Genomic DNA, 13,311 nt, shown 5'->3' on the forward strand with positions numbered 1-13,311 from the left:
ACCTGCTGCCGTGACCGAGACGCAGACCCGTCGCCAGCAGCTGCTGGACACAGCTGCCGAGCTCTTCGCGGCGCGCGGCTTCCACGGTGTCTCGGTCGCCGACCTGGGTGCGGCGTGCGGCATCAGCGGGCCGGCGCTCTACAAGCACTTCCCCTCCAAGGAGGCGCTGCTCGCGGAGATGCTCGTCGCGATCAGCGAGCAGCTGCTCGCCGAGGGGCAGGCACGTGTCGCCGACGCGACGTCGGCGTCCGAGGCGCTCTCCTCGCTCGTGGACTGGCACGTCGACTTCGCGCTGCGGCACCGGGCACTCATCGTCGTCCAGGACCGCGACTGGTCGTCCATGCCCGCCGAGTCGCGCGAGCAGGTCCGCACGCTCCAGCGCGCGTACGTCGACCTGTGGGCCGCCCAGCTGCGCCTGCTCGATCCTCGGCTGCCGCTGTCGGCCGCACGGGCGATGGCGCATGCGGCGTTCGGCCTGATCAACTCGACGCCGCACAGCGGTCTGCTGCCGGCCGACGAGATGCGCGGCGTGCTGACCGCGATGGCGCTGCGGGCGCTGGGGTCACCGGTGCCGGGCTCGCCGGGGCTGGGCTCATCGGGGCTGGGCTCATCCGACTCATGACTCCGGCCGCAGGCTGACCAGGTCGCGCAGCTCGGCGTCGGACAGCTCGGTCAGGGCCGTCTCGCCGCGCCCGAGGACCGCCTCGGCGAGCGAACGCTTCTGGTCCAGCAGCAGCGCGATCCGCTCCTCGAGCGTGCCACGCATGACGAGTCGGTGCACCTGCACGGGCTTCGTCTGGCCGATCCGGTAGGCGCGGTCCGTCGCCTGGTCCTCGACGGCCGGGTTCCACCAGCGGTCGACGTGGACGACGTGGTCGGCGCGGGTCAGGTTGAGACCCGTGCCGCCCGCCTTGAGGGAGAGCAGGAAGACCGGGACGCCCTGCCCGTCGGGGGCGTCCTGGAACGCGGCGACCATCCGCTCGCGCTCCCGGACGGGCGTCCCGCCATGGAGGAACAGGTGCGGCACGCCCGTGGCCGTCCAGTGCGCCGAGAGAAGCTGCGCCATCGCGACGTACTGCGTGAAGACGAGCACGGCCCCGCCCTCGCTCGTGGCGGTCTCGATCACCTCGTCGAGCAGCTCGATCTTCTGGGACCGGCCGGCGATCCGTCCTCTGCCCCCGGATTCGGCACCGTGCTTGAGGAACTGCGCGGGATGGTTGCAGATCTGCTTCAGCCCGGTGAGCATCATCAGCACCAGACCGCGCCGCGCCGGGTCGTCCCCCGGGAGTCGCTCGATCCGCTCCATCGTGTCGCGCACGTAAGCCTGGTAGAGCACCGTCTGCTCCTTGGTCAGCGAGAGCAGCTGGTCGGTCTCCGTCTTGGGCGGCAGCTCGGGCGCGATGCCCGGATCCGACTTGCGCCGCCGCAGCAGGAACGGCGCGACGAGGTCGGTGAACTGCCTCGTCGTCACCTCGATGCCCGCCTCGATGGGCGCCGCCCAGGCCTTCCGGAACGCTTTGCGACTGCCGAGAAGCCCCGGCACCGCCCAGTCGAGGATGGCCCACAGCTCGGAGAGGTCGTTCTCGACCGGGGTGCCGGTGAGCGCGACACGTGCGCGGCCCGGGATGAGGCGCATCTGGCGGGCGGTGGAGCTGGCTGCGTTCTTCAGGTGCTGCGCCTCGTCGGCGACGACCAGGTCCCACGGCACCTCGGCGAGCAGGCGGGCGTCGCGCCGCATGGTCCCGTACGTCGTCAGGACGATCCCGTCCCCGATGTCGTCGAGGTCGCGGGCACGGCCGTGGTGGCGCCGGACCGTGACCCCCGGCGCGAACCGCGCGACCTCCGCCTCCCAGTTGCCCATCAGGCTGGTCGGGCAGACGACCAGCGTCGGCCCGGCCGCCCGGTGCAGGTGGAGCGCGATCAGGGTGATCGTCTTGCCCAGGCCCATGTCGTCGGCGAGGCAGCCGCCGAGTCCCAGCGCGGTCAGCTCGGCGAGCCAGGTGAGCCCGCGTCGCTGGTAGTCGCGCAGCGTCGCCTGCAGGCCGGCGGGCACCGGGACGAGGTCGCCGCGCCCGACCTCGGCCACCCGGTCGCGCAGCTTCGCCAGGGTCGCTCCGACGATCACGTCGCGCGCCTCCGAGTCGACGTCGGCCACTCCGGTGAGTGCGGCGCCGAGCGCCTCCGCGGGCGTGAGCTTCCGCAGCATCCGCTTGCGTGCCTTGCGCGCGATGCCGGGGTCGACGATCGTCCACGACCCGCGCAGCTTCAGGATCGGCGCCGCCGCCCCGGCGAGCTCGTCCATCTCCTCGTCGGTGAGCGGCTCGTCGCCGATCGCGAGCTGCCACTTGAAGCTGAAGAGGTCGTCGACACCGAACAGCCCGGTGTTGAGCGCCTCCTCCCGGGTCCCCGACGGGCGAGGGCCCGCGTCCACGACCGGGCGCGCGGTCAGCTCGCGGCCGAGCGCACGCGGCCACAGCACGTCGACGCCGATCTCCTTGAGCGCCGCGACGCCGTCGGCGAGCAGCGACCCGATGTCGTCACCCTCGAGCTCCATCTCGGTCGGAGACGCCTGGAACCTCATCCGCTGCAGCGGTGGCCAGGCCCGGGACGCGTCGGCGAGACGCATCGCCACCTGCGAGCGGGTCCGGGGTCCGAAGCCGTGCTCGCGCGGGTCGTCGCGCCAGAGCACGGCCGCGTCAGCGAGGTGCAGCGGGTTCGCCTCGTCGTGCACCTGGAGGACCACGCGCAGGACGCCCTGGGTGAGGGACTCCTCGTCGGCCTCGACACGCAGCGAGATCGAGACCTCGGCAGGGGTGTCGTCGGGCACGAGGTGTCGCTGGAGGCGCTCGCGCAGTCGATCGGCGGCCGGGCCGGCGGCGGCGGGGCGGGCGGGTGACACCGCAGCGGTCGCCCGGCGGGTGGCACCGTGCATGGAGCCACGCGGCATCGCGTCCACGACGGCGGCCACCATCGACCACACCAGCGCCTCGGCGCCCTCACGGTCGACGCCGTCGTACGCCCGTGACTCCGCAAGCATCCGCAGCCGCTGCACGTCGTCGCCGACCACCACGGGCGCCCATCCGTCGGCGGTCTCCTCGAACTTCCCGGCCGCCACCAGACGCAGCGCGAAGTGGGCGGAGGCGCCGAGCAGCCCCACGGAGGGGTGCGTCGCCTCGCGCGCGAAGGCCTTGGTGAGCACCGGCACGGCCGAGACGATCGGCAGCGAGAGCGTGCGGCGCTCGTCCTGGAACGTGACCGAGCCGTCCCGTGGCCGGTCGCCGACGGTCAGCACCGCCGGGCCGGTCAGGGGTACGAAGCTCACGGCAGGCGACGCTACCCGGCCTCTCCGACACCCCGGCTAGGCTCGTCCACATGAGCATTCTCGACGAGCCCATCGCCCGCCTGGACGGAACGCCCGCCACCCTTCGCGAGCTCACCGGCGGCAAGCCGGCCCTGCTGGTCAACGTGGCGAGCAAGTGCGGGCTCACGCCGCAGTACGCTGGCCTGGAGCGTCTCGCGGAGAGCTACGACGACCTGGCCGTCGTCGGGTTCCCGTGCAACCAGTTCCTGGGCCAGGAGCCGGGCTCGGCCGAGGAGATCGCTGAGTTCTGCTCGGCGACGTACGGCGTCACCTTCCCGCTCACCGAGAAGATCGACGTCAACGGCGACGAGCGCCACCCGATCTACGCGAGCCTGACCCGGACGGCCGACGAGAAGGGCACCGACGGGGACGTGCAGTGGAACTTCGAGAAGTTCCTCGTCTCCGGCGACGGCACCGTCGTCGCCCGGTTCTCGCCCCAGGTCGAGCCCGAGGACGAGCGCATCATCAGCGCGATCAAGGAGCAGCTCACCTCGTCGTGACGTGACCCCGGGGGCGGTCACCGAGGGTTCGCCCAAAAGAAATTGGGGACTGTCGGTGGCCGGCCCTAGGGTTCCGTAGGTGACCGCAGACCTCTCCCAGGGCTCGCCCGCGCCCCAAGCGAGCGACAAGCTCGACGCACGTGTCCTCGTCGTCGCCGGCGTCGTCGTGCTCGGCGCCATCATGTCCATCCTCGACATCACCGTCGTCTCCGTCGCCCTGCGCACCTTCCAGCAGGAGTTCGACGCGACGACGGCGCAGGTCGCCTGGACGATGACGGGCTACACCCTCGCCCTCGCCACCGTCATCCCTCTCACCGGCTGGGCCGCCGACCGCTTCGGCACGAAGCGGCTCTACATGCTGGCGATCTTCCTGTTCACCGCAGGCTCGGTGATGTGTTCGACCGCCAGCTCGCTGGAGCTGCTGGTCACCTACCGGGTGCTGCAGGGCCTGGGCGGCGGCATGCTCATGCCGCTCGGCATGACTATCCTGACCCGCGCCGCCGGTCCGGAGCGGGTGGGACGCGTCATGGCCGTGCTCGGCATCCCGATGCTGCTCGGCCCGATCTTCGGCCCGATCCTCGGCGGCTGGCTGATCGACGTCGCGTCATGGCACTGGATCTTCCTCATCAACCTGCCGATCGGCATCGCCGCGCTCATCTACGCGGCCATCGTGCTGCCGAAGGACAACGTGTCACCGTCGGAGAGCTTCGACTTCGTCGGGATGCTGCTCCTCTCGCCGGGCCTGGCGCTGTTCCTGTACGGCATCTCGTCGATCCCGGCGGCCAAGCAGGAGCACGGCACGATCTGGACGCCACAGGTCGTCCTGACCTCGCTGGTCGGCCTGGTGCTGATCGCGGCGTTCGTCCCGTGGGCGCTGCGCAAGCGCAACATCCATCCGCTCGTCGAGCTCCGGCTCTTCGCCGACCGGCACATGACCGTCGCCGTCATCACGATGGCGCTGTTCGCGATCGCCTTCTTCGGCGCCTCGCTGCTGTTCACCCTCTACTTCCAGGAGGTGCGCGGCTACTCGCCGGTGAAGTCGGGCTGGGCGGTCGCGCCGCAGGGCTTCGGCGCGATGGTCACCATGCCGATCGCCGGCGTGCTGGCCGACCGGATGGGCCCGGGCAAGGTCGTCCTGACCGGTCTCGTCCTCGACACGATCGGCATGGCGATGCTGGCGTTCACCGACGCCCACACGCCGTACTCCTACTTCTTCGTGTCCTTCGTCATCATGGGCTTCGGCATGGGCTCCACGATGATGCCGGTGTTCTCCGCGGCCCTGGCCACGCTCTCCGACCACAACATCGCGCGCGGCTCGACGCTGATGAACATCACCCAGCAGGTCGCCGCCTCCATCGGCACCGCCCTGTTCTCGGTGCTGCTCACGGCGTCGTTCAACCGCAGCGACTCGATCACGGCCGTCAACGAGCTGAACAAGGCGACCGGCGGGAGCAAGGACCCCAACATCCTCGCCGAGGCCGCGAGCAAGCTCGGTCTCGACCCGACCACCTTGCCGCAGCTGTTCGCCAAGGCGATCGACGACATGGGCGCGGCGTTCGCGAACGTCTACCTGATCGCCGCGATCCTCGTCGGCCTCTGCATCATCCCGGCGCTGTTCCTGCCGCGTAGCAAGGCTGAGAAGCCGGTCGAAGCGGCCGCGATGATGGGGCACTGACCCGCCTCTCCCCTCGCAGCGTCATACGCCCTGGTTGCTCCGGCAGCCAGGGCGTATGACGTTTTCACTGGCGGCCGGACGGCGCGGCCGGACGGGGGCGGCCGGACGTCATACGAGTCGGCTGCCTGGGCGACCGACTCGTATGACGTCCCGGGCTCACGTACGCCGGGCCGGACGTCGTACACAGGTTCGGGCCCGGCAGCCCTCTCCACAGCCTGGCCCGCAGGGCCCACCACAGGCCGTCGCCGCTGGCGAATGTGGGTGCATGACCGAACGACCCGATGCCCCGCCGCCGTCCCGAGCCGAGCGACTCGCCTCGCTCCGTGCCGTCGGCGCGCGACAGGCGATGATCGTCACCCGGACGCAGGCGTACGCCGCCGGCTTGTCCCGCGGAGAGGTGCGCGCGCAGGTGGCTGCCCGGCGCTGGCGCAGGCTCGGCGTGCACTGCCTGGCGCTCTTCACGGGCGAGCTGACACATGAGGCCTCGTGTTGGGTCGCCGTGCTCGAAGCTGGTCCCCGGGCACAGATCGACGGTGAGTCGTCACTGCTGCTCGCAGGCCTCGAGCACTACACCAGCGCCGTCACCCGGGTCTCGGTGCCCCGCGGTGCGCGCGTCCGCCACCGCGGCAGCGCCGTCGACATCCGCCAGACCCGCCGATGGAGCGTCGACGACCTCGCCGACGGGGCCGGCCCGCGGCGTACCCGCACTCCCGTCGCCGCGATCCGAGCAGGACTGTGGGCGAAGTCGGATCGACAGGCCGCCCTGCTGCTCACGATGACGGTGCAGCAGTCCCTTGCCAGCATCGAGGAGCTGGCGGTCGAGCTGCTCCGAGTGAGGCGTGACCGCCGACGGTCGCTTCTCGCGGTGACGTTACTGGACCTGAGTGGCGGCGTTAGCTCACTGAACGAGCTCGACGTGCTGCGCGGCTGTCGGGAGCGCGACCTGCCCGAGCCGGACGTCCAGTCACTCCGGCGTACGCCGAACGGGTCTTACTATCTCGACTTCCGCTGGCGCCGCTGGGGTGTCGTCGTCGAGGTCGACGGCATCCAGCATGCGTGGGCGACCAACGTCGTCAGCGACTCTCTGCGTCACAACACGATCGCCATCGACGGCGACATCGTGCTGCGGCTGCCGGTCCTTGGCCTCCGTGTCTGTCCGGACGAGTTCTTCGACCAGGTCGAGACCGCCCTCGTCGCCCGCGGCTGGACCCGGACCTCTGCGGCCTGATCCGTCGGACGTCATACGAGCTGGTCGCCAGAGCAACCACCACGTATGACGTCACGGCTGGCACCCGATCGGACGTCATACGAGCTGGTCGCCAGAGCAACCACAACGTATGACGTTGGCCGGGTCAGGCGCTGACGGCCAGGGTCAGCGGGAAGACCGCCTCGGCGCCGGCTTCTCGCAGCGCCTTGACGGCGAGGGTGAGCGTCCAGCCGGTGCCGACGAGGTCGTCGACGAGGAGCACCCGCGCGCCGGGCGCGATGTCCGCCTGCAGCGAGAAGCGGCGTCCGACGGCGGACACCCGCTGGGCGGAGTTGACCGCGCCGCGCTCGGGCTCGACGGTCTCGTCGGCGATCGCGTACGTGCCGGCGACCGGGACCCGGAGGTAACGCGACAATCCGCCGGCCAGGTCGGCGACGAGCGTCGGGCGCCGTGCCGACTCGACGTGGACGATGGCATCGACCTGAGGACGCCACTCGCCGAGGACCTCGATGATCGCCTTCACGAGCGGCACCGGCACAGGTCCGTCCGGGGTCTCGGCGCGGAACAGCTCGCGCAGCGCCTGGCCGTGCCCCAGGTCGGTCAGCCGAGCGATCGCTCGGCCCTCCTCCGCCGGGGTCGCCAGCTTGCCCTTGAGGGCGATGCCGAGCCGGTCGAGCCCGGTCGGCCACATCTTCTTCGGCTCGATGACGACGCCCGGACGTTGCAGCCGCTCGTCGGCCGAGGCCAGCGACTCCTCCGACACGGAGGTGCCCAGGGTGAGTCCGCCGCAGTTGTCGCACCGACCGCAGTCGGCGGCCTCGGGGTCGTCGAGCTGCTCGCGCAGGTAGCGCATGCGGCACTCGGCGGAGTCCAGGTAGGCGAGCATCGCCCGCTGCTCACGCGCACGGGCCTCGGCGACGCGGGCGTAGCGCTCGGTGTCGTAGATCCATTCCTGGCCGGTCGCCTCCCAGCCACCCTGCACGCGTCGGACCGCACCGTCGACGTCGAGCACCTTGAGCATCGTCTCGAGGCGCGTGCGGTTGAGCTCGACGTACGTCTCGAGGGCCTGCGTGCTCAGCGGGCGACCGGCGTCCTGCAACGACCCGAGCGTGCGGCGGACCAGCTCCTCGCGCGGGAACGCGAGCGAGGCGAAGTAGGCCCAGATGTCGCGGTCCTCGATGCCCGGCAGCAAGACGACCGAGGCCGGTCCCTGGATGCCACGGCCGGCGCGGCCGATCTGCTGGTAGTAGGACACCGGTGAGGACGGCGCACCGAGGTTGACGACGAAGCCCAGCGGCGCGTCGAACCCCATCCCCAGCGCACTGGTCGCCACCAGGGCCTTGATGCGCCCGGCGGCGAGGTCCTCCTCGAGCGCGAGGCGCTCGGTCGTGTCGGTGCGGCCGGAGTATGCCGCCACGTCGTGCCCGCGCGAGCGGAGGTAGTCGGCGACCTCCTGGGTCGCGGCGACCGTGAGGCAGTAGACGATGCCCGAGCCCGGCTGCTCCGCCAGGTGGTCGGCGAGCCAGGCGAGCCGCTGCTCGGGAGTCTTGAGCCGGACGACGCCCAGCTGAAGCGTCTCGCGGTCCAGCGACCCCCGCAGCACCAGTACGTCGCCCAGCGAGCCGGCCGAGCCGAGCTGCTCGGCCACGTCAGCGGTGACGCGCGCGTTGGCGGTCGCCGTGGTCGCCAGCACCGGGATCCCGTCGGGGAGGTCACCGAGCAGCGTCCTGATCCGCCGGTAGTCGGGCCTGAAGTCGTGGCCCCAGTCCGAGATGCAGTGCGCCTCGTCGACCACCAGGAGGCCGCACTCCGCGGCCAGACGCGGGAGGACCGCATCGCGGAAGCCGGGGTTGTTGAGCCGCTCGGGACTGACCAGGAGCACGTCGACCATGCCGCTGTGGATGGCCCCCTCGATGGCCGACCAGTCCTCGATGTTGGTCGAGTTGATGGTCGCGGCACGGATGCCGGCCCGCTCAGCGGCGGCGATCTGGTTGCGCATCAGCGCGAGGAGCGGGCTGACGATGACGGTCGGCCCCGAGCCGGCCTCCCGCAGCAGCAGCGTCGCGATGAAGTAGACGGCCGACTTGCCCCACCCGGTGCGCTGCACGACGAGCGCGCGTCGCTTGTCCTCGACCAGCGCCGAGATGGCCGACCACTGGTCCTCGCGCAGCGTGGCGTCGGGACGTCCGACGAGGGCACGCAGGTGCTCCTCGGCGCGATCGCGGAGAGTGGTGACGGGCATGGCGCCCTGTCTACCAGGCGCCTCCGACCACCGAGGAGCGCCCTCCACAGGGCCCGCACGGCATCATCCCACCAGCCACACCTGTCTCAGCGCCCAGGGAAGGGCGGAACTTCCGGGGCGTCATGACGGCCCGGAAGTTCCGGAGTACCCGGTTAACCGGGGACTCCGCCCCCCGGCCCCGTCACCAGATCCTGACGCGACCCTCCGGGTCCAGCCACAGCCCGTCGCCGGGCTCGGTGCCGAAGACCTCGTGGAACTCGTCGAGGTTGCGCACGATGTTCGCGCGGAACTCCGGCGGGCTGTGGGGGTCGATGGCGAGGAACTGCTGCCCCTGCTCCTTGCGACGCTTGGTGCGCCAGCAGAACGCCCAGTTGGTGAACAGCGCCCGACGCTCCTCGACGGTCGCGTCCGGCTTCGCGATGAGGAAGGCGGTGTGGGCGATCGTCAGACCGCCCAGGTCGCCGACGTTCTCGCCGACCGTGAGCGCGCCGTTGACGTGCTCACCGGGGAGGTCGCGCGGCTCGAAGGCGTCGTACTGCTCGATCAGGGCCTTCGTGCGCAGCTCGAACGCGGCCTTGTCGTCGGCAGTCCACCAGTCGTTGAGGTTGCCGAGGCCGTCGAACTGCGCACCCTGGTCGTCGAACCCGTGGCCGATCTCGTGGCCGATGACGGCACCGATCCCGCCGTAGTTCTCGGCCAGCTCGCCGTCGGGGTTGAAGAACGGCTTCTGCAGGATGCCCGCGGGGAAGCAGATCTCGTTGGTGCCCGGGTTGTAGTAGGCGTTGACAGTCTGCGGCAGCATGAACCACTCGTCGCGGTCGACCGGCGAGCCGATCTTCCGCAACTGACGGTCGGTCTCGAAGGCCGAGGTCGCGACGACGTTGCCGAGCAGGTCACCCGGCACGATCGCGAGCGCCGAGTAGTCGCGGAACTGGTCCGGGTAGGCGATCTTGGGCCGGAAGGTCTCCAGCTTGTCGAAGGCGCGCTGCTTGGTCTCGTCCGTCATCCAGTCGAGCTTGGCGATGGAGACGCGGTACGCCGCCAGCAGGTTCGCGACCAGCTCGTCCATCTGGGCCTTGGAGGACGGCGGGAAGTGGCGGGCGACGTACTCGCGGCCGACGGCCTCGCCGAGGGCGCCCTCCACGAGCGCGACGCCGCGCTTCCAGCGTGCCCGCAGCTCCGGCGTGCCGTTGAGCGTGCGGCCGTAGAAGTCGAAGTTCGTCTCGACGAAGTCGTCGGTGAGGTACGGCGCGGCCAGTCGCAGCACGTGCGACGTCAGCCAGGCCCGCCAGTCCTCGATCGACGTCTCGGTGAGCACGGCCTCGAGGTGCTCGAAGTACGACGGCTGCCGGACCGTGGCCTCGAAGAGCAGCTCCGCGGCGGTGATCCGGCCGGCCGACACGTTCCGGACGTAGACGTCCCAGTCGAAGGACGGCGTCAGCGCGGCGACCTCCGCGAACGTCTTCAGGTTGTAGGTCTTCTGGACGTTGCGCGTCTCCGAGCGCTCCCAGTGGCCGGCCGCCAGCGCGGTGTCGATCGCGAGGATCGTGCGGGCCTTGGCGCCGGCGTCCTCGATGCCGCCGAGCGCCAGCAGACGCTCGAGGTAGTCGACGTACTTCTCGCGGATCTCCGCGAACTTCTCGTCGCGGTAGTAGGACTCGTCCGGCAGCCCGAGGCCGCCCTGGAGCAGGTTGACGACGTAGCGGTCGGAGTCGCGGTCGTCGTTGTCGACGTAGGACCCGAAGAGGCCGCGGCCGCCGATCCGCTCGAGCTCGCCCAGGAACGCCGCCAGGTCGCGGACGTCGCCCACGGTCTCGACCGCGTCGAGAAGGGGCCTGGCCGGACTCAGCCCGGCCGCCTCGATCGCGTCGGTGTCCATGAAGGCGGCGAAGAGGTCACCGATCTTCTGGGCCTCCGATCCCGGCGCGGCATCGCTCGCGGCCAGCTCCTCGATGATCGCGTGGACCTGCTCCTCCGCGACGTCGACCAGCTGCACGAACGGGCCCCAGCTGGACCGGTCCGCCGGGATCTCGGTCGTCTCGAGCCAGGTGCCGTTGACATGGCCGAAGAGGTCGTCCTGTGGGCGGATCGATTCGTCGAACCCGGCCCGCGCTTCGTCGAGAGTGGTCACGGGCGTGAGCCTATGTCAGGGTCCTGACGGCGCGCTGGTGCGTGCCAGCGCGCCGTCAGCCGGGGTGGACGATCCGGTTCATCTCGAAATGCATCGGATCGGTGTAGTGCCAGGTCCCGCCCCAGGTGAAGCCCCAGTGCTCGAAGATCGCCACGACGCTGCGGTCCATCTGGCCCACGGTGCCGCGCTGGTTGCCGGGCACGTTGAGGTCGAGCGCCAGCCCGAAGGCGTGGTTGGAGAGCGAGCGGGTGCCGGCGATGAAGCGTGGGTAGTAGCAGCCGGCGTACTCGCTCGGATGGATCTTGCTCGTGAGGCCCTGCTTGATGACGTCGGCGAGCGCCGCCTTCAGCTGTGGGAAGAGCGCCTTGTTGCAGGTCACCGAGCCGAGGATCGGCACCGTCTCGGTGACGATGTGGGACCGCACCCAGGCGCCCGAGGGGACCACCTGGCCACCGGCGAAGGCGTAGGTGTAGTTGCCGACGGCCTGCGCCACGGCGCCGTACAGCACCGGCATCTGGACCGCCTGGGGGTCCAGGCCGAGCCGCGCGACGACGTCGAGCCGCTGCACCGACGCGCTCCTACCGACGGCGGCCTGGATCGGACCGACGACGCGGTCGGGCGCTGTCGACGTCGACGTGACGAGCAACGCGTTGTCCGGCTTCATGCCGAGCGCCTTGCCCCACTTCTCGTTGACGACGGCGTCGACCGCGCCGGGGATCTGCGGCGCCCAGGCGCCCACGTGGATGCGTGGGGCCTCGGCATCGGCCCCGAGCTTGACGTAGCCGTCACCGTCCGGCGCCAGCACCTTGCGCAGGCTGGTGTCGACGGCGATCTCGCCGCCGGCGATCCGGTCCCAGAGCGTCTGGTTGTCCGCAGACAGCACGGGCGTGAAGTTGCGGTAGCTCGCCGGGTCGACCGCGACGACCTTGAGCAGGCGGTCCTCGACGGAGGGGTTCGCCATCGAGATCCGTGCGACGCCGGTGACGCCCTTGATCCGCTCGACCTGGCGGACGACGGCGTCGGGGATGGTGTCCTGGGCGAGGACGAGGACGTCGGCCGGGACGACCGGACCCTTCCGCGGACCGGGTGGCGTCACGGCGTGGGCCGGGTCGGCCACCGGTGCCGTCGGCGTGGCGGACGCCGCGGGCCGGGTCGTCGCGGTCGTCGGCGCGCTGCCCGCCGTCGTCGGATCGGCCGACGGGGACGCGTCGCTGTTCTGGCAGCCGGCGAGGGTGAGCACGCCCAGGAGCCCGCCCAGGAGCCCGCACAGGAGCACGGCCCCCGGCCGCATCCCGTCACGCCTGCCCATACCCGACCTCCCCGGTCGCCAACGATAGAGGGTCGGTGCGCGCCGGATCCCCGGAATCCCAGGCGCGCGCGGAGGGTCCCGGAGTCCTCCGGTCACCAGGTGACGCGCGCCCGCTCGCTCCAGTCGGGGACGTCGACCGCGTCGCTGCCGCGGTTCCAGAGCCGCAGGTAGAGCTCGACGGCAGGGCCGGTCAGGGTCCAGTCGGCGTCCGCAGGCGGAGCGTCGGGCAGCATCGATCGTGTACGGCGGGTGCTGACCGCCGGATCCGGCGACAGCCTGACCTCCCACCACTCGTCGCGGTCGTCCGGCGCGACGACCAGCAGGCCGGGCCCGTCGGTGCGCAGCCGCGACTTCGACCGGGTGAGGAAGCCGCAGAGCAGCTCGTCGATGCCGTCGGCGGCGAGCTCGGCGTCCATCCAGACCTCGTCGACGCGCGGTGCCCGGCCGAGCGAGGCGGCCAGCGCGTCGACCGCGTGGATCGTCGTCTCGTGGCACTGTCGGCGCGCCCAGAACGGCAACGGACCGGGTGCGTCGTTGAGGAAGACGACGGTCCGCACGTCGACGGGCGCCTTCGCCCAGGCGGCGACGAGCTCGATCGCCCCGTCGGCCAGCCACTCCAGAGGGTCGGCCGCGTCGAGCCCGGCCCGCTCGAGGACGTCGGGGTCGGATCGCTCGCCGCGGAGGTTGGCGGCGGCCCAGCGATGCACCATGCCCTGGTGGGCGACGAGCTCGCGCACGGTCCATCCGGGGCACGTCGGCACGGGGGCCGAGAGACCGGCTCGGTCGCCGTACCTCACGAAGGCGAGCATGGCCTCGCGCAGTCCGTCGAGGTGGCGTTCGGCTGTCAGCTGGGTGGGCACCCGCCCAGGGTCTCAGTGCGGACCGC

General features: G+C 71.2%; 9 protein-coding genes. 4 read left to right on the top strand and 5 right to left on the bottom strand.

All coding sequences use genetic code 11. The annotated features are described in order from the left end of the window. Positions 1-10: 10 nt before the first annotated feature. The gene (locus tag ABD205_RS03630; RefSeq protein ID WP_344042498.1) at positions 11-622 is read left to right on the top strand and encodes an SACE_7040 family transcriptional regulator; all 612 of its coding nucleotides are present in this window, start codon (positions 11-13) and stop codon (positions 620-622) included. Here the strand turns inward: ABD205_RS03630 and ABD205_RS03635 are convergent. Continuing rightward, entirely contained in the window at positions 617-3,322 is a 2,706-nt protein-coding gene (locus tag ABD205_RS03635; RefSeq protein WP_344042500.1) for a DEAD/DEAH box helicase, read from the bottom strand. The genes ABD205_RS03630 and ABD205_RS03635 overlap by 6 nt on opposite strands. 50 nt (positions 3,323-3,372) lie before the next feature. Between ABD205_RS03635 and ABD205_RS03640 the strand changes: the two genes are divergently transcribed. The 3 genes from ABD205_RS03640 to ABD205_RS03650 all read left to right on the top strand — a co-directional run bounded on the left by ABD205_RS03640 (position 3,373) and on the right by ABD205_RS03650 (position 6,764). After that, positions 3,373-3,861: a glutathione peroxidase gene (locus tag ABD205_RS03640; RefSeq protein ID WP_344042502.1), complete on the top strand. Its 489-nt coding sequence runs from the start codon at positions 3,373-3,375 to the stop codon at positions 3,859-3,861. A gap of 79 nt (positions 3,862-3,940) precedes the next feature. After that, entirely contained in the window at positions 3,941-5,536 is a 1,596-nt protein-coding gene (locus ABD205_RS03645; RefSeq protein WP_344042504.1) for a DHA2 family efflux MFS transporter permease subunit, read from the top strand. A 265-nt stretch (positions 5,537-5,801) separates the two neighbouring features. After that, positions 5,802-6,764: a DUF559 domain-containing protein gene (locus tag ABD205_RS03650; RefSeq protein ID WP_344042506.1), complete on the top strand. Its 963-nt coding sequence runs from the start codon at positions 5,802-5,804 to the stop codon at positions 6,762-6,764. A 124-nt stretch (positions 6,765-6,888) separates the two neighbouring features. On the opposite strand, the gene ABD205_RS03655 is transcribed toward ABD205_RS03650, so the two are convergent. From ABD205_RS03655 to ABD205_RS03670, 4 genes are all read right to left on the bottom strand, one after another. Further along, the gene (locus ABD205_RS03655) at positions 6,889-8,985 is read right to left on the bottom strand and encodes a RecQ family ATP-dependent DNA helicase (protein ID WP_344042508.1); all 2,097 of its coding nucleotides are present in this window, start codon (positions 8,983-8,985) and stop codon (positions 6,889-6,891) included. Positions 8,986-9,166: 181 nt separating this feature from the next. Beyond that, positions 9,167-11,116, bottom strand: a complete 1,950-nt coding sequence (locus tag ABD205_RS03660) for a M13 family metallopeptidase (RefSeq protein WP_344042510.1) — start codon at positions 11,114-11,116, stop codon at positions 9,167-9,169. 55 nt (positions 11,117-11,171) lie between these two features. Beyond that, positions 11,172-12,425, bottom strand: a complete 1,254-nt coding sequence (locus ABD205_RS03665) for a M15 family metallopeptidase (protein WP_344042512.1) — start codon at positions 12,423-12,425, stop codon at positions 11,172-11,174. A 92-nt stretch (positions 12,426-12,517) separates the two neighbouring features. Further along, positions 12,518-13,285: a maleylpyruvate isomerase family mycothiol-dependent enzyme gene (locus tag ABD205_RS03670; protein ID WP_344042513.1), complete on the bottom strand. Its 768-nt coding sequence runs from the start codon at positions 13,283-13,285 to the stop codon at positions 12,518-12,520. Positions 13,286-13,311: the final 26 nt, after the last annotated feature.

The organism is Nocardioides panacihumi (genome assembly GCF_039530925.1).
Classification (GTDB): Bacteria; Actinomycetota; Actinomycetes; order Propionibacteriales; family Nocardioidaceae; genus Nocardioides; species Nocardioides panacihumi.

What these genes read in the sequence shown, in the direction of transcription:
- ABD205_RS03650 (WP_344042506.1), top strand. Translation starts at nt 5,802, where the DNA reads ATGACCGAACGACCCGATGCCCCGCCGCCGTCCCGAGCCGAGCGACTC.
- ABD205_RS03655 (WP_344042508.1), bottom strand. Translation starts at nt 8,985, where the DNA reads ATGCCCGTCACCACTCTCCGCGATCGCGCCGAGGAGCACCTGCGTGCC.
- ABD205_RS03665 (WP_344042512.1), bottom strand. Translation starts at nt 12,425, where the DNA reads ATGGGCAGGCGTGACGGGATGCGGCCGGGGGCCGTGCTCCTGTGCGGG.
- ABD205_RS03640 (WP_344042502.1), top strand. Translation starts at nt 3,373, where the DNA reads ATGAGCATTCTCGACGAGCCCATCGCCCGCCTGGACGGAACGCCCGCC.